The sequence below is a fragment of the Acinetobacter sp. WC-323 genome (genome assembly GCF_000314615.1).
GTDB classification, from domain to species: Bacteria; Pseudomonadota; Gammaproteobacteria; order Pseudomonadales; family Moraxellaceae; genus Acinetobacter; species Acinetobacter courvalinii.
On sequence record NZ_AMZS01000016.1, the window covers coordinates 21,556 to 37,578 of the forward strand.

Below are 16,023 nucleotides of genomic sequence, written 5' to 3' on the forward strand. Positions count from 1 at the left end.
AACTTTCCAAATACTATTTTTTGGGCTCTTTTTTAAAAGTAACAGTAATCTTATTATGTATCAGGTTTTTGCCAACTTCGTAATCAGGGTTTAAAGTAAATAAATTGTGAGCAGCAATACCAACAGCGGTCACAATTCCAACCCCATGATCAACGAGTCCTGCAGCTATACCAGCAATACGACCCTCCGTATAAATACGACATGTCATACCATTACTTTCGATAGTTTTTTCAAGTAGATTCACGCATTCTTTAAATTTCCCTCCTACCCCTAAAATCACAAAGGAGTTTTTACCTTGGATCATTGATTCTAAAAAACTGTTATTTAAATCATCATATTTAATCGTTTGCATATCTATCAAATTTTATAAAAATAAATAATATTTAATTAAATCAATTATAGCTTTATATTTCAATACTTAAACCTTCCTCAACTGGCATTTCCAGATTGTTTCAGCTGGATCTTGTTGAATATACATGACTCGAAAATTGCCAAGGGGTGTAAACCACTCATCATCAATTTTCGGTACCATGGTTACTTCATTCTGCAGAACAACTGCCTTTTTATCGGTGGCCAAGACTCCCAATGTCTGTATCTCGTATTGATTGTATGAACCAAACAAAACACCACGGCCAGAATAGTTCTCTTTAATCGTCTTATGCGTTTCAGTCAAAGGATCCCAATCAGATTTGATGATGCGCTCACATGAAAAGGATTGAACGGCATCTATGAGATCTTCATTAAATGCCTCGGCAATATCTGCCTGCAGTTCAGCACGTAAGCCCATTAGATCCTCCGGATAAAAATTACTGAAGAACGTTTGGTGAATGGCTTAATCAGATCCAGAATGTATTGCTCAGTGGTATTCAGTTTTACTGATCCATCCTGGTACTCCTTTTCCGATTCAACCGTATCAGCCTTTACCTTTTTACGTTTTAAGGCCTGTTCCTGTCCTTGGTAGAGCGCACCCTTCATGATGCCCTTAATGATCTCGTATGATGCTGTTTTTAATGCGTTAGGCACTTGTGCCACATCATCATAAGGTTTCACGTTTCGGGCGATTAGATAGGCTTCGGCCTTTTGCAAATAATCAGCCTTATCACTGGCAGATAAAGCATCAAAGCCTTTTAAATGTTCAATCGCTTCTTGTTCAGTGATAAAGCTCATGGATTATTCCTTTGGCTCTTGAGGGATAAGTGCAAGCAAATCGTCTTTACGGGTAACGCCTTTAAATGAAATACCCTTTTCAGTTAACAAAGCTTCAATTTCATCAACCTTCAGAGATGAATAATCAACAGGCTTATCCTGTTTCTGGTTATCGACTGCACCGGCTTCCAGTTCTGCAATACGCGCTTTCATTGCATCAGGATCATTTTTGAATGCAATAAACTCACCTTTTACGCCTGCCAGTTGCTCTTCAAGTTCATTCACTTTTTCTTGTGTCATTTGTCGTTCCCGTGCTCGGTTAAATGATGAAAGTCCCATGTGAGGATCTCCAAATAATTATTAAAGTTGCCTTCCTGTAATTACCGAAAGGCAAAAATACTAAAGGCAGGATTACCCGCCTTTTTGTTATTTGATCTTGTGCTTAAATGCCACGATCCGGATCTGTTTAGGATCGTATACACGCTCCCAGTTTGCGCCTTGGGCAAGACCAGCATTATTCGGTGCAATACCGGTAGCACCCGCCCACTTGATTCCACGAGGATGTAATACAAAGTGACGGCGGTTAATCAGAATGTCGGTACCAGCTAAGCTATCACGATCTGTTTCCACGCCAACCGGTGCACCGATATCCTGGAAGCCAATCGCTCCTTGGCCAAACAGGAATGAGGTGAATACATCACCTTCTACTGGCATGCCATCATCAACAATGACACGGCGGTCCATAAAGGTTTTGTACAACACCACACCATCCGCATCACGAACGGTTTCGATTAAACCTTGTTTGGCCAATGCCGCCATCGTTGCCGAATGCATTGAGATCGCCGTTAATTTATCGACCGCATCACCCAGCTTATAAGACGCATCAACGAAAGAATGGCCATCAATGACTGCAGCTGCGCCAGCACCTGCCGAGATGTCATGCACATTACCTTCCATGCTGGCTGCACCAAACACGCCTTTAAGAGTATTTACAGTAAAACCCTGGAACTCGCGCGACCAGTAATCTGCGACAAGATCACCCACCGCGCCTAATGGGTCATCACCAGATAACGCTTTCGCCAGGTCATTGGCTCCCCATGCCTTACCACGCGCATGAAGGATTGCAATATCCTGACCTGATGTGATGTTGTTTACAGAGAGTGCTTTAGAATCTGAAAGCACTTCTGACTCACCGCTTAGATCATTCCAGAACGGCATGTTAACGGTGCTGCCACCTTTACTACCGAAAGCGATCTCAACATCAGGATCGCCCACAATGCCGGATTGCCATAATGCAGATTTCTCTGCAGTTTTATTTAAAACGTATGGGGTGAATAATTCTGGAACGATTACATCAGCAATTTTTGTTTCAGCCATTTGGCCTTCTCCTTAATTAAAGTTTAATACCGTGTTTTGCAGCAAGCTCTTTAGCTAGCTGCGGATTGTCATTTCGTAATTGCGCAAGTTTGGTGAGATTCACCGAGCCATCTGCTTTAAGGATGTCGACCTGACCTTTTGTATTGGTACTACCTGGTGCACCTGTTCCGTTTGCTTTTGGCCAGAAGTACGGCTTTTGCTCACGTAGGGATTCAACCCACTCTTTTGGGGACAATGGCGTCTTGCCATCTTTACCAATGACCACCTCACCCGACTCATCCACAGCAACCGCTTTGCCTTCCTCGTCTAATACGAATTTAGACTGTGCAAGAAATGCGATATCTGCAGTCGCCTCTGGCAATGCTTCAAGCTCAACTGCAGCCTGGACAATCTGGCCCTGCACGACAGATTGCTTAAACTTATTTGCATAAGCTTCAGCATTGTTGGCTCGTGTAGTCTCGGCATTGAGCAAACGGGCATGCTCTTCACGCATCTTCTCGGTGCGCTTCTGAATCACCTCGTTTACCTTGCCTTCAGCAATGAGCTTGGCTTCTTCATCATGATCAAGTTGGGCAAACACCTTTTTCACAATTTCCGGATCGATACCCTCAAACTGTTTCTGCAGGCGTTGTAATTCGCGTTGTGCAGTCTTAGCGGCATCACGCTCGCTTTGTAGTGCAGACTTCAAACCCTTCGGATCTTCATAGCCTTCTAGGTCAAGGCGAAATTTCCCGTTTTCCTCCACATACAAAGCACGATGTTCTTCTTTGATCTGGTCTAGTGAATCCACAATAAATGGCAATGACATGTTCAAACCTCTCGTTTGATTAAGTTGGGCCTTATCTCAAGGCATAAAAAAAGCCCCATCATTGATAGGGCTTTTGTGTATTTGGATATTAGTAAGGCATCCTTTTTAAGGACCTTTCTGGTTTTTGGTATAACTTCATTTTAAAAAAGACTAAAAAAGTCGTATTAAAAATCGATATGAGTCCATAAATAACAAAGATTATTAAAATATGTTCATACCGGACTTCTACAAAATAAATAATTGAAAAAGCTATCAGAATGCCTCCTGACAGTCTGAACAATGCTATTGATGTGTCAATTAAACCTTCCGATGCTTCCTTAAAAATCAATTTGATTGTGAAGTTGAAATAACGATATAAAATCCAGAAAAGGATACCAATAAAGCAATTAACAGCAGTTGCAATTAAACCTGCTGCACCAAACTGTTCTATAAGTGTCATTATCGTTTTCTCGACACCTTCAACACCATCTACCAGATAGGTTGTAGTCATAGTTATTAAATAAACTACAACTACAATGATTAATTCAACAATCGCAGTTTTTTTTAGCAGTTTAGTATTGATATCTTTTTCATCAGATAGTTGCATTTATTAAATAGTCAAAAACCTAAGTGTATTTAAAATATATATTCATAATATTTAATTCAAGCCTTCAATCTATTCAATACATTTCTATCCAAAAGCTCCAGCTCTTCTAGAGTATAAAGCCGCCCATCCGGATCAAAGAACTTGTCAAAATCAAACTTCCCCTCTTTGTAGAGCTTGTACCGTTTCGGGCCTAACCACTCTTTCTGGAAGAAATCGTCTGTTTTCTTAAAAAACTCTTTGAAAGTCGTGTTGGCATCAATCTGGCCAATGAGCTGATCACGTTCATCTTTTGGAATGTCCTTTATCCGACGTTCATCCATCACGAATGGACGTTCACCAACTAACTGGCCATCTTTTTCGACAGGTACCAGAATCGATCTACAGTTTGGGTGAAGTGGCGGTACACGTCTGGCGGGATCATTGATCTCCCAAACCGAGCCATCCAATGATGCACAAAGTTTTGATGTTCTCCCATCCAATGTGGCAATAAATCTTTCGTATTTAAAACCAAGCTGGACGAAACTTTCATGATAGGCCTGATTAGCAACATGGCTACGTACGGTTCTCACTGTACGCTCAATGTCAGACTTGCTGGTATTTAGAATACCATCCTCATAATTCTGGCGTTTGGTACCACGGATCCGCTGGATGATTTCCTGATTGGTCTTGCCGCTGCTGATTCCATCCCGAATTGCATACTCAACCTTTTGCCGGGCGCTTTCTGCAATCTTCAACAGCAGATCATCCACCAGCGCACCGCCTACCAGTGGCGTTTTCTTGGCTGAAGAATAAAGCTTATTGCCGTTCTGCTTTTTGATCTTGCCGCCGTATAGTCTGGCAGTGTAATTCGCCTCATATACAGCCAGAGCTGCAGCTGATACGGCGAATACTTCAGGAATGGAAGTACTTAAACTGATAAACCACTGAGAAATAATATCTCGGATCTCTTTAAGATTGTTTGTGGTGTATTGGCCACCAGCTAAGGCCACCTTCTCGGCATCATTCAACTCATCCAGTAGATCCCGAAGCTTTGAAAGCATCGCATCTGATTCAGAATTAAATAACCTGGTTAATTCATTCACCGATTGAGATGATGCCCGATACAAATAAGCCTGGTGCTGAGTGAGTACCTCAATCAGATTTTTATGATCATTTGAAGCCATTTAGCCCCCCTTACAACGGTAAACTATCTCGCTCTGCTTCTACACGAAGTAACTCATCCTGATAATCATGTGACGGCAATTTACCCGTAGCGATATATTCCCAATATGTTCTAAAAGAGTTTTTACCCTGCAGTGCACCTTCATAAAGTTGCTTGGCCAGATTGATATCGTATTGCTGAACAATGAACTCAGGCTTCACCGCAAATGCATATTTGAAAGGATCCAGCTTTAACCACTGAGCCGCATATTTAATGGCTTGCTCGATAGCTTCGGCAGCACACATCACGATGCTATGCAAACTGGCATGCTGATCATCCTGACGTGCACGGCGGGCTTCACCAGATTCCTGGCTATTGGTATCAATAACCTTTGCACCGGCTTCAAGCGCCGAGTTTTTCTGGGCATCCATTTCCTTCTTGGTCATATCGATGCCATCACCCGAAATCTCTAAATAACCGCAGGTTGAATCCTTAGGTAGATCCCAAACGGCCATGACTCCAGTCACGCTAATATCAGACTCATCATCCAATCCACTAATCCATGGTTGTGGGTGCGCCGTGTGGTGTAATGACTGGAAATAATCCGCACTTAACTGGTAGTACTTCAACGCAGCTTTGGCCATGGTTAATAGCGGTACCGTGCCAACATCCGGCGAGTTATCCGTGGTACCGCAGAATACAAACGGCGTAAAGGAAAGCTGGTTACCCCCAAGATCAGGGGTCTTATCTTCCGGTAAAGCCCCATCGAATAACCGAACTGTTAAAGCGTCGTCTTGCATAGATAAAACACGGTGCACGGTTTTCGTTTCATGGCCAAACTCATCTTCGCTATTATCAAACTGCTCCTCAAGCACCAACAGCTTTAAATCCTTACGGCCACCGATGCTGTTTTCTTTCCAGTTGATAATGGAAAGCGCGTCATACATAGCAAAGTAAGGAACGCCATTGCCATCTACGTCCACCAATAAGCCGCAGCGACCACACTCCAGCAGTTCAACACATACGCGGATAAAGAGCTGCTTAAGCCCAAAGCCGTCATTGGTCGCATTATTGATCAGCCCCTTAAGCAAAGAACTCTCAATCACGATATCAGGCTCAAGTTTCGAGACCAGACCGATCATGGTTCGTAATGAATCTTGGACCCATAGCGGATACTGGGCTCGGTTCACATATGCCTTATAGATCTCGCCTGTAGTATCACCCTGCTTCTCTGCTTCGATCATGCCTGCAGATTTGGAGAGATACTTCGTTGTGGCTTGCTTAATCTGCTCTTCGCCAGCAACAGCATCACGCATCATCTGCCAGCTTTTTTGTGCAGCAATATACTGCGGATGTTTATCAGTAACTGCCATAAAAACACCATAAAAAAAGCACCTGTGATAGGTGCGTTGGTTAATAAGACATACCACCAATACGACGCCGTTTAAATACTTTCTGGATAATGATCGGGAACCGCTTGGCCAGGGGATATCCACCGGCATCACCTACATGATCCAGCCCAGCGCTTTTATCCGGCATTCCGAATGAGTCATAAATCTGCTGCTCTAAAGTCGCGGTGAAATTTGGGCATTTATTGGTGTTTACTTTAAGGTTTCGCTCACCTTCAGCATTGAGGATTTGGGAGTTCACCGCATTGATCCGGTCTTTAATGCCAGGATTAACGCCGTTTACTTCTACTTTAAATCCGTTCTTCTTCAGGATTGCATGGTCCGACTCACTGAAACCTTTCGATGAAGTCGCTTGTCCCGAGGCATCGGGTATCACAGTGATGTCATGCTCTGGAAAACGCTCCTTGATCAGATAACACATGGTCGGTGTGTCTCTCACTCCAACCAGCTCATCCAGCGCTCTTGGCTTGCCTTCTCTAATAACATAAACCACGGCGGCCATCTTCAATACGTTAAAGTCCATCCCGATGAGTAAAGGTTCATTCGGTGTAATTTCCTCATCCGTATGGTTGAGCCTACGGTCAAAGTCCGGATATACAGCACCACTGGTTAAGTTAACGAATTGCCCTTTCAGATAAGCTGAAATCAACTGGGGTGGATATGATTCATATAACGATGAAATATAGTCATCTGGTAGATTGGCTTCATTGTCATAGGTGGAAGCCTGAATCATTCCATATAATGCCCGTTTAACTGGTGTTAAATTGGCTTCTTTTACAAATTGCTCATACGTAAACTTAAAACCTTCAGGTGTGGTGGCAACATCAATACCATTCAGCAAACCCGCTTGTTTATATCGCATCCGTGCAATGATCTTACGCCACGACTGCTGTGCCTTCAGCATCGCCATTACATCGAGCTCATCAATCAGCGCATGGCCAATCTTGAAACCGACAATAGTTGCCGGCTTTTCCATAGATCGGCATATGATTGTGGTCCGATACTGGCGACCATAATAAATATCGACTTCCTTGTTGGTTTCATAAACCTTGGTTTTAAGTCCCCAGTCGAAGGCAACTTCATCAATTGTGGGAAAGAAGATATCCCGGATCTGAGGATATGTCGGTGCAAAGTAGCCTAATGGCACCTTTGGAAACTCCCAGGCTTTATTGCATAAGCTTGAGCAACCCACCCAGGTCTTTCCCGAACCAAACCCGGCGACAAAAGCCCGGAATTTCTTCTCCATCTGTAAAAAATTAGCTTGAGGCACATTCAGTGTCGGATTGATATTCGGCATCTTTTTTACTCGCATCAACAACCTGGATGGTTACTTTTACTGGTGTTGGATCGTCAGCACCTTCGCCGTCACCATTCCTGATTTTTTCGATCTCAAGCTGTTTCAATTCTAGATCCAGCAATTGCGCTGAATGTCCATGCATTTCATCCTTAACCTGTTTAATGATGTTCTGCTTAGTGACCTTGTTCTTGGTTGTGTCATACATCTTTTGCAGTTCATTAATGCGGAATGACTTATTGGCCAGAGGAATATCAAAAACATTGTTCCTGAAATCTGCACGTGTCTTTTCGAACAAGGCTTTCAGTTTCTTACTTAGATTTTTTCCTGTTGCCTTTGTTGGATCGTAGAGAGCTACCTGTTGTCGCTCAATTTCAATGTTAAATTCTTGCTTTACAGCAACCGCTACCTGTTGAGGAGTTTCCATGCAAGCAAGCGACTGAACTATAAAGATTTTAACAGGCTCTTTAAGTGCAGCCATACCTACCTCTTCGTAAAGCTACGTAAAGCAAAATAGATAAAAAAAATGAGCCAAACGGCTCAACTTATTAAACATGTCCCACAGCATCTGGAGATATTCACATCTGATACAAACGGCGCTTGCTTTGCTACTTCAACAAGCCGCTTCACGTCTTCGCTTGCTCCCCAACGTTTGACTACACCCACAAACTCTTCAACATCATGGCCAGCAAGATAATGCTTTGGCAGCCCTGTCATATCGCTATAGATTGGCTCGCCGTCTTCAGGATCTCGTTCAACACCAATGTGATAAAGCTCATGTTCGATCAATGCACAGAAATCCCGATCTGAAGCTTGTTCGCAAAAACTGGCATCAATGGTAATGAGATATACCGGTACATAACCGAACCAATCTCGCATCTGCTGCTCTTGTCGAGCTTTACGCCAACCGCCCTGGTTGAACATCACTTTTTCACACTGGCCGAGGACCATACGCTTTTTGGCTACACATGCTGATGATGCCCAAGCAAATGCAAGAAACTCTTCACTATCATGGATAAGCTCAGCAATATGGTCATGATCGGGATTGTGGAGTGGTCCACCAATTGTTAAGAAATTATCAACTACCCAATGCATAAGATCCGGTGCAGGTGCAAGGCGTATTGCTTCCTCATTGTCTGCCTGGTCGATCAAGTCAGTCGGTGGAAATGGTCTGATTTGGCTCATTAAATGTATGCCTCTTTAAATTTTTAAGCCATTGTTGTGCAAAGCTAGCTTGTATGTGTAATGGCCCCGCTTCATTAATTTTAAATCTTGCGGCTGACTCTAAACGAACGATAGTAAATCCCATTTCATATGCAGTGTATTCACGATCAGCATCATGAGAAAAACATTTTCTTTTCCTGCCTGCTGACCATGGTCCACCTGCTATTTCAACTAGGATTCGATACTCAATTAAGTGGAAGTCAAAACGCCAATGTTTGGTTGATTTAAACTGGAACAAAGTTTCATATTTAATTTCCAAAATCTTTAAGGCTCGCTCCATATCCTCAAAAGCTTCTAAATATTTTTCATTCGCTTTCGGTAAAGGCTTGTTACGCGGCTTCTTTTTTTGTTCACGCTTTCTTGTGAGTTCAAAATATTTGATTGTGTCCATAAATCTCACCCATTAAAAAACCGCCACTTGGGCGGTTTTAACTTAACTTATTTAAGAGCTATCTATTACTCTGGATAAAACTCCAATTTTTGTAAGGCAATAAATCGATGTGGCTTTCCATCTTTTAACCAAATTTTTGATCTTGCCCAATTTATAACCAAATTAACAATTTTTCTATCTAATGTCTCTAAACCAGAGCTCTTTAACACTTTGATATGTCTAACATAGCCACGTTCATCAATAAAAGCTAAAAACTCTAAATCTCTATATCTATTTTCAAGCTCACTGTTTCGTAAAGATATATTTGGAAAATAAATCCAATTTTTCCCGATAGTTTTAATAATCTCATGCTCATATTCAACACCATCAATAACATATATAGTCATTGTTGGGAGGTCTAATTCGTCCTCTTTAATATAGTCAACTTGAGTTGTTGCACACCCACTTAAAGATAAAAATAAAGCACAAAAAAACAATTTATTAAGCATGGTTTTTACCAAAATTTTTTCTGATTATATTATGAAACTAATTATAGGTACAAACTAAAAATCAAATCTTGCGATATGTTCTATATGTCCCATAAAATAAAGAGCCCCGCTACTAACATGTATGTCAGCGGGGCTTCTTATGCCTAATTACAGTATGCTAGATAACTCACATTACGTTATTAAGGCTGAGAGATGAGACTTCCAGAAGTAGGTCTTTCAATTTTAGTCATTACACTTAATATTCAATGTTGCTGTAATTTGCCCTACAGGAACAGGGCCAGCTTGTGTTGTATACGCCATACTTTTCTTTAAAGAAAAGTCATCGCTCAATTTTTCATAACCTTTACCTTTACACAACGCATCAGCTTTTTTATTCAATTTGTTCGTTAAAGTATCTGGTGATGCCAATGCACTACCGTTGGTTTTTAAGAAATAGGTGTTTTCACCTGTCTTTTTTACAGTGGGTATTAATTGAACACAGCCAACCAATAGAAAAGGAATGATAAAGATTATTTTTTTCATAGCTCTAAAAATGAGTATTAGGTAAATTAGGAGCGAATAATATATGAAGCAAACAAAAAAGCCCACCTTTCGATGAGCTTTAATTCTAATGATCTACTTAAACTTCGACCACTATAACGTAAAAATAGCATTTGCCCTGCGCAGGGTCAAGTCATGTCATTAAATCAAGAAATTAGCATATAATCAGCCCTATGAAAAAATTAAGCGTTGTAGCAGCAGTAATCATCCATGATGGAAAATATTTATGTGCTCTTAAAGGTGAGCATAAATATTCGTATTTATCACAAAAATATGAATTTCCTGGTGGAAAAGTTGAGCCTAATGAAACAGCAGAACAAGCACTGATACGTGAGATTCATGAAGAGCTGAATCTTGCCATTGGTGTAAAGAGTTATCTTTTAACTGTTGAGCATTCATATCCAGATTTCCAGATTGAACTGGCAACTTATTTATGTGAAGCCACGAGTATTGATGAATTGGTAATACATGAACACCAGGGTATCAAGTGGTCTCACATAGAGGAGCTCGAACAACTTGACTGGGCTGCAGCCGACCTACCTATTGTCCAATATTTACTAAATAACAAGATTTAAGCATGACAAAAGATTTTAAAAATTTAAAGCCTGGTACCGTTTTAGACAATGCAGGACTTTGTGAATATTTTGGTTGTTCACCACAAGGTGGAATGCGCCGGTCTCTTAAAACAAATACCTTAGTGATCATTTCGAATCACGTTGAATCAATCTATGAAGATAGATGGATTGGTGATGAACTTCATTACACAGGTATGGGACAAGTTGGGGACCAAGAGCTTAAAAGCCAGAATAAAACGCTCGCTGAGAGCCATAGTAACGGCGTTTCGGTTCATCTATTCGAAGTATTCACGGATAAAGAATATATTTACCAAGGCCCTGTTACGCTCATTAGTGAGCCCTATCAAAAGATTCAGCCAGATGCGAATAAACAAGAGCGTACCGTTTGGATCTTCCCACTTAAGCTATTAGATACCCGTACTACAATTAGCGCTGAGACTATCGTTAAAGCTAGTCAGAAGAAGCAGCGTAAATATAAGAGGAAATCGACTGAGCAACTTATCGTAGATGCCAAAGCTTCAGCACAGACTGAAGTCAGCTATCGCAATACTCAGACTAAATATTACATCCGCTCTGATTCAATCGCTCAGTTAGCAAAACGTTTGGCCAATGGTATTTGTCAGTTATGTGAGCAACCAGCTCCTTTTAAAGATGCAAATGGCGAGCCCTACCTGGAGACTCACCACATTGAATGGTTAGCACACGGCGGTGCTGATACCGTAGAAAATACTGTTGCCCTCTGCCCGAATTGTCATAAAAAGATGCATATTGTGAATGCTGAGGCTGATCGATTAAAGCTGAAAGAAAGTATTTTTTTTTTAATTAGTCAACTCAAATAAAACCTTATTAAATATCAATTATATTAAAGTAATCAGGAGGATAAATGTCTGCTAATTTAGGAACTATTCTGTCATTTATTGCTAGCCTCGCTATTGTTACACCCATCTTAAAATTTCTTTTTCTTTCTTCTTATCGTACTCATTTAAGAAGAAGTAAATATATTGAAAAAAGGAATTTGCTTCAAACCTATTATGATGAAACTTATTTAAAAAAAGATAAAAAATCTAAATTTATCCTGCAAGAAGATACAAATGTCCTAATGAGTAATGAAAAATATTCTTACCAATTAATCTTTAAAATATTAGAATCAAATGTTCAGTATTTCTACCAAGTGATAAATACCTTAAATTTTTGTGGCTGGTATTTAAAAGAAAAAAAAGTTAATGGCAATTTCATACTAACTTGCAGATTTTCAAAGAAGACTTTGAAAATTATATTTGATGTTTACCTCACCATGTATATCTACACAAGCACATTTTGGCTTTTGGGTAATTTTTATTGTCTAATGACTAAAGCCAAACCTCTTAATAATATAGTTTTTGACATTATCATTATACTAATAATGATATTTGCTTTTCCTGCTGGAAAGGCTCGTGCTACATTAAAATTATCTGAAATTTTAGAAATCAAATTTAAAACTGACTAAGTAAATACTGCTTGGTCTTAGCTAATTTTTTTAAATAATAAAGCCTATCATTTGACAGGCTTTAATTTTTTAGCACTTATGAGCTTTGCTAAACTCTAATGACTCCTGAATCAGCCCATCCATGATATTGAAAATACGCTTTAGCTCTTGAAATACCGAATCAGGTACATCATAGACTTTACTAACATACTCAATGTTCTTATCACATAGATGCCGAACAGCACCAATCATGGCTGCTAGATCTGCTACCTGCTCATAAGCCAAAGCATAGCCATCTGCAACATCACTGGCATCAAAAGTTTTATCTGGGGTTTTCATGATTATCCCCTTCACTAATCTATGCCATTAAGCGTTAACAGGTTTGAAAATTTTTTATCCATATTCATCAATCGACCAATGAGACCGTGTATATCCAAACTTTCTTTTTGCCAATTATGGGTTTGAGCAATTTGAAATAGTGATGTGTAAGCTCGCTCACCCAGCAAGAGCTTTGCCTCATATGCTCCGCTATTAAAATGCTCATGGATACCATAGCTCATGCCCGGGTTAAGTTGACACATCGCATTGCCGAACTCATTCCACCATTGGCTAATCCATATCATATGTAGCGCAAGATTCCGGATATTTGATTCCTCACTCTGACTACGTAACGTCATTTTTTCAAGAAAGGTAACTGAGTCATTAAAATGGATGGCCAGTAGATCTTTATAACTGGAAACTTTGAAATGTTGATGATGCCTATGCCACATCTCTGTGCGCTTCTTGACACTGCCCTCACAGCGGCGATCAACAATCGCTTTTAGTTCAGCGATCTGTCTATTGTTGATTTTAATTCGGGTTTCTAATTGAGGCTGTTTTGGTTTGCTTTCTTTGTCGAGTATGCCCAGTACCCACTTTCTAAATTGTTTAGCTACTTGGGTACGGGCAAAGAAAGTAATCAGATGGCAGCCACGTAAACTAAATATCCGTACCGTCAAGGATTATCAATGACTTGCGTCATATCTGAGGTAAATTCATCTGAATTACGATCATAGATACGTGAAACTGAATCTTCGCGTGCATAGCCCAAAGCTTGTGCTAATTCAGATGATGTAATCCATATTTGGCCATCATTTTGCTGTAGAGGATGAAATTGTATAGTTTGAAAAATTAAATTACTCATGCTTAACCACCTCGGGTTTAGATTATGGTAGCCACAAACAGGCAAACCTTATGAGTAATTGTACCCTATAATCAGGGTACATCAAGTTTTTTATTAATTCTTAAAATTTGTTTAGTGCTTCAGCATAATTAGCAGTATCTAGACTATTTTTCTTTAGCAATTCAATAATCTCATTTTTAACACCTATAGGAACTGGTCTTCTTTCTTGTAACCAGTCTCTAACTCGACGCGCATCTACCTCTAAAGCTCTAGCTAAATCGCTTTGCCATTGGTTACCATATAGCAGCTCACCAGCCTGTCTCAACTGCTCAGGTGTCATTCGATGAGTATCATTTGATTCAGACATATATACCTTTACTTAAGTAAGTAATTAAGTAAGTCACCACTTACTTATCAAAACCAAGTTATTACACCATAAAATTTAGTAAATACTAATTTTCAGGTTGTAAAAATTAGATAAAAACTAACTTTAATTTGTAGAAAAATTAGCAAAATACTAACTTTAAGTTATAGAAATTAGATAGAAACTACTTTTTAGGCTTAAAACCTAACTTTAAGTTGTAAAAATTAACTAAAAACTAACTTCTAATTAAATTTTATCTAAAACCCTATAAACCCATACCTACAATGCAACGCTGCCAAACCACACTTCACGTCTTGTCTAGCATCGTTTTGAGTTCGTTCTTCATTAGCCATCTCAGACCATGATTGTCCTCGAAAGTAACGATCAATCACGGCATCTAACCATTCATCCATCACTTCGCTGGTGCCCAACATATCCAGTATTAGACGCTGTACAGCACGTGCTTCATTGTCATTAATTTCACAAGTGACTTTACCTCTCTTTGGTCGTGATAGTTCAGAAGAAGTATCAGAAATATAGTCAGCGATGACTTGATTACGTTTCTTCTTCGTCAGCTTTTCGGTACGGCGGGTTTTAGCTGCGTTATCCATCGCCACGGCTATTGGATTGATACTCTGGCCACATGGACCAGTGTGACTGTAGAGCCAGGCACCGAACTGGTATAACCAACCTTCTAAATCGAATCGTGACCAGTCAACTGCTTGCATGATATGCATCTTTTCAATCACCAATGTCATTTTGTACCTCTTACCAATTGCTCTATCTGTTGTACTGCTAAACCGGATTTCACTTGTTGTGTGCTGAAGCGTAAAACCTGAAATCCTAAAATTGCTGCTGCGTTGTATTTTTCCATGTCACCGATGTAACCGGTTCCTCGGGTATGCCTTCCACCTGACCAGATCCCACCTTCAACCTCGATCAAGATTTTGGTCTTGCTGATCAAGAAATCTGCCCGCCATTTGCGTGTTGGGTGAAATTTGTATTCCTGTTCAAAGCCGATGCCTAAGGCTCTTAAATCTCGCATCAGGATTAATTCGCCTTCACTTGGTTCCTGTTGCCTAGGTTTAGCTCTAAACTTGCTCTTCCTGTTTGCTTTGGGTTTAACCAGTGATTTATACTCGGCAATACTTAATTTCATTGATCGCTACACTCATGGCATATGGCTCTCAGGCTTAGAGCGCTACGTTGACATGGTAGAGGTCTCATGCAGCATCCCCCTTATGCTCATTGCTGATGTTGATCAGGTACTCGGCCCATTTCTTGAGATTTTCAGGTTCTTTGAGCATAGATTCCAAACGCTTAGCCAGTTGCTCATAGCTTTCGTTTCCATTTGAATATTTAGCGAACTCAGGTAAACGCGATAACTTGCTTGCAAAGAAATGTCTTTGTTTGTCGGTCAAAGTGTCTTTGGATTTTGCTGGTTGCTTCTGTTTCGGTTGAGATGAGTTTTTTAAACGGTCCTGTTTTGCTTTCGCTTCGAGTAACCAATTTGCAAAGTGGTAGATCATGAGTTCATCACACATGCTCTTTTCCACATTGAATAATTCAAAAGCTCTAAGCTCACGGTTGAACCAGGTTGATGAGATGATTTCGTTTGTATCAATCTCAGGGTTTGCTTGAGTAATTTCCAAACTCAATTTTTTTGAACAAAGCCAATGGTTTTTATTTTTAGATTCTAATGGGAGGTTCTTTGGTAGATTCCGTGTCCCAACTTTGGGACTCTTTAACGGAATTGTTGGGACTCTTTCATGGAATTGTTGGAACTGTTCCACTGTTGGAACTGTTCCATTGTTGGTACTGTTTAAATCATCATTTTCACTATCAAAGAGTACCGTTAGTGGTACTGTTTCTCGACCTTTAACGCCGATCAAAACATAAACTTTAACTTGTTTGGTACGGCCTTTTCGCTCACCAGTATCTACAATCAAACCATCCTCAATTAACTCATCTATAATTTTAAGCACAGTTTTACGATCCATCTCTGTATCTTCAACAAGACGGGCAATACTTGGGTAGCAAACATGATCTTCAC

23 protein-coding genes and 1 pseudogene are annotated in these 16,023 nt (G+C 40.2%); 3 read left to right on the top strand and 21 right to left on the bottom strand.

Features of this window, described 5'->3' with window-relative positions; translation table 11 throughout:
* Window positions 1–13 precede the first annotated feature (13 nt).
* The 15 genes from ACINWC323_RS16690 to ACINWC323_RS16625 all read right to left on the bottom strand — a co-directional run bounded on the left by ACINWC323_RS16690 (window position 14) and on the right by ACINWC323_RS16625 (window position 10,386).
* Window positions 14–352: a hypothetical protein gene (locus tag ACINWC323_RS16690; RefSeq protein WP_009507408.1), complete on the bottom strand. Its 339-nt coding sequence runs from the start codon at window positions 350–352 to the stop codon at window positions 14–16.
* A gap of 66 nt (window positions 353–418) precedes the next feature.
* Complete coding sequence (locus tag ACINWC323_RS16685) at window positions 419–787, bottom strand: hypothetical protein (RefSeq protein ID WP_009507429.1); 369 nt, start codon at window positions 785–787, stop codon at window positions 419–421.
* A complete protein-coding gene (locus ACINWC323_RS16680; RefSeq protein ID WP_009507419.1) occupies window positions 787–1,167 on the bottom strand; it encodes a hypothetical protein in 381 nt (126 codons plus the stop codon). The genes ACINWC323_RS16685 and ACINWC323_RS16680 overlap by 1 nt, the downstream gene beginning before the upstream one ends.
* A gap of 3 nt (window positions 1,168–1,170) precedes the next feature.
* Window positions 1,171–1,485 (bottom strand): hypothetical protein, encoded by a 315-nt coding sequence (locus tag ACINWC323_RS16675; RefSeq protein WP_009507441.1) that lies wholly within the window; start codon window positions 1,483–1,485, stop codon window positions 1,171–1,173.
* 87 nt (window positions 1,486–1,572) lie between these two features.
* Window positions 1,573–2,523 (bottom strand): major capsid protein, encoded by a 951-nt coding sequence (locus tag ACINWC323_RS16670; protein ID WP_009507432.1) that lies wholly within the window; start codon window positions 2,521–2,523, stop codon window positions 1,573–1,575.
* Between the two features lie 16 nt (window positions 2,524–2,539).
* Window positions 2,540–3,331, bottom strand: coding sequence for a hypothetical protein (locus ACINWC323_RS16665; RefSeq protein WP_009507415.1), 792 nt, complete (start codon window positions 3,329–3,331; stop codon window positions 2,540–2,542).
* 88 nt (window positions 3,332–3,419) lie between these two features.
* Window positions 3,420–3,917 carry a hypothetical protein gene (locus ACINWC323_RS16660; protein ID WP_009507447.1) on the bottom strand — a complete coding sequence of 166 codons (498 nt, stop codon included), beginning with the start codon at window positions 3,915–3,917 and terminating at the stop codon, window positions 3,420–3,422.
* A gap of 56 nt (window positions 3,918–3,973) precedes the next feature.
* Window positions 3,974–5,080 carry a minor capsid protein gene (locus tag ACINWC323_RS16655; protein ID WP_009507413.1) on the bottom strand — a complete coding sequence of 369 codons (1,107 nt, stop codon included), beginning with the start codon at window positions 5,078–5,080 and terminating at the stop codon, window positions 3,974–3,976.
* Window positions 5,081–5,090: 10 nt separating this feature from the next.
* Window positions 5,091–6,431 carry a DUF4055 domain-containing protein gene (locus ACINWC323_RS16650; protein WP_009507427.1) on the bottom strand — a complete coding sequence of 447 codons (1,341 nt, stop codon included), beginning with the start codon at window positions 6,429–6,431 and terminating at the stop codon, window positions 5,091–5,093.
* A 40-nt stretch (window positions 6,432–6,471) separates the two neighbouring features.
* Window positions 6,472–7,764 (bottom strand): terminase large subunit domain-containing protein, encoded by a 1,293-nt coding sequence (locus tag ACINWC323_RS0118725; protein ID WP_032880952.1) that lies wholly within the window; start codon window positions 7,762–7,764, stop codon window positions 6,472–6,474.
* Window positions 7,724–8,242, bottom strand: coding sequence for a DUF2280 domain-containing protein (locus ACINWC323_RS16645; RefSeq protein ID WP_009507474.1), 519 nt, complete (start codon window positions 8,240–8,242; stop codon window positions 7,724–7,726). The genes ACINWC323_RS0118725 and ACINWC323_RS16645 overlap by 41 nt, the downstream gene beginning before the upstream one ends.
* Window positions 8,243–8,301: 59 nt before the next feature.
* Window positions 8,302–8,946 (bottom strand): putative metallopeptidase, encoded by a 645-nt coding sequence (locus tag ACINWC323_RS16640; protein ID WP_009507423.1) that lies wholly within the window; start codon window positions 8,944–8,946, stop codon window positions 8,302–8,304.
* Complete coding sequence (locus ACINWC323_RS16635; protein WP_009507431.1) at window positions 8,915–9,376, bottom strand: hypothetical protein; 462 nt, start codon at window positions 9,374–9,376, stop codon at window positions 8,915–8,917. The genes ACINWC323_RS16640 and ACINWC323_RS16635 overlap by 32 nt, the downstream gene beginning before the upstream one ends.
* Before the next feature lie 65 nt (window positions 9,377–9,441).
* A complete protein-coding gene (locus ACINWC323_RS16630; protein ID WP_009507416.1) occupies window positions 9,442–9,864 on the bottom strand; it encodes an energy transducer TonB in 423 nt (140 codons plus the stop codon).
* A 222-nt stretch (window positions 9,865–10,086) separates the two neighbouring features.
* A complete protein-coding gene (locus tag ACINWC323_RS16625; RefSeq protein WP_009507439.1) occupies window positions 10,087–10,386 on the bottom strand; it encodes a hypothetical protein in 300 nt (99 codons plus the stop codon).
* 191 nt (window positions 10,387–10,577) lie between these two features.
* Here ACINWC323_RS16625 and ACINWC323_RS16620 point away from each other — a divergent pair, with 191 nt between their 5' ends.
* From ACINWC323_RS16620 to ACINWC323_RS16610, 3 genes are read left to right on the top strand one after another with little or no spacing between them, the layout of a single operon-like run.
* Window positions 10,578–10,979 (top strand): (deoxy)nucleoside triphosphate pyrophosphohydrolase, encoded by a 402-nt coding sequence (locus ACINWC323_RS16620; RefSeq protein ID WP_009507472.1) that lies wholly within the window; start codon window positions 10,578–10,580, stop codon window positions 10,977–10,979.
* Window positions 10,980–10,981: 2 nt separating this feature from the next.
* Window positions 10,982–11,818, top strand: a complete 837-nt coding sequence (locus ACINWC323_RS16615; RefSeq protein WP_009507457.1) for an SRA domain-containing endonuclease — start codon at window positions 10,982–10,984, stop codon at window positions 11,816–11,818.
* Between the two features lie 44 nt (window positions 11,819–11,862).
* Entirely contained in the window at window positions 11,863–12,465 is a 603-nt protein-coding gene (locus ACINWC323_RS16610; protein WP_009507449.1) for a hypothetical protein, read from the top strand.
* Between the two features lie 69 nt (window positions 12,466–12,534).
* Here ACINWC323_RS16610 and ACINWC323_RS16605 read toward each other — a convergent pair whose 3' ends face one another.
* The 6 genes and pseudogenes from ACINWC323_RS16605 to ACINWC323_RS16585 all read right to left on the bottom strand — a co-directional run.
* Window positions 12,535–12,783: a hypothetical protein gene (locus tag ACINWC323_RS16605; protein WP_009507426.1), complete on the bottom strand. Its 249-nt coding sequence runs from the start codon at window positions 12,781–12,783 to the stop codon at window positions 12,535–12,537.
* Window positions 12,784–12,797: 14 nt separating this feature from the next.
* Window positions 12,798–13,627: pseudogene (locus ACINWC323_RS0118730) on the bottom strand (BRO-N domain-containing protein).
* Window positions 13,628–13,727: 100 nt separating this feature from the next.
* Window positions 13,728–13,973, bottom strand: a complete 246-nt coding sequence (locus ACINWC323_RS16600; RefSeq protein WP_032880955.1) for a helix-turn-helix domain-containing protein — start codon at window positions 13,971–13,973, stop codon at window positions 13,728–13,730.
* A gap of 254 nt (window positions 13,974–14,227) precedes the next feature.
* The gene (locus ACINWC323_RS16595) at window positions 14,228–14,728 is read right to left on the bottom strand and encodes a hypothetical protein (RefSeq protein WP_009507468.1); all 501 of its coding nucleotides are present in this window, start codon (window positions 14,726–14,728) and stop codon (window positions 14,228–14,230) included.
* Window positions 14,725–15,129, bottom strand: coding sequence for a DUF559 domain-containing protein (locus ACINWC323_RS16590; RefSeq protein WP_009507407.1), 405 nt, complete (start codon window positions 15,127–15,129; stop codon window positions 14,725–14,727). The genes ACINWC323_RS16595 and ACINWC323_RS16590 overlap by 4 nt, the downstream gene beginning before the upstream one ends.
* A gap of 64 nt (window positions 15,130–15,193) precedes the next feature.
* The coding region (locus ACINWC323_RS16585) for a helix-turn-helix domain-containing protein (protein WP_032880965.1) at window positions 15,194–16,023 on the bottom strand (830 nt) is incomplete at its 5' end.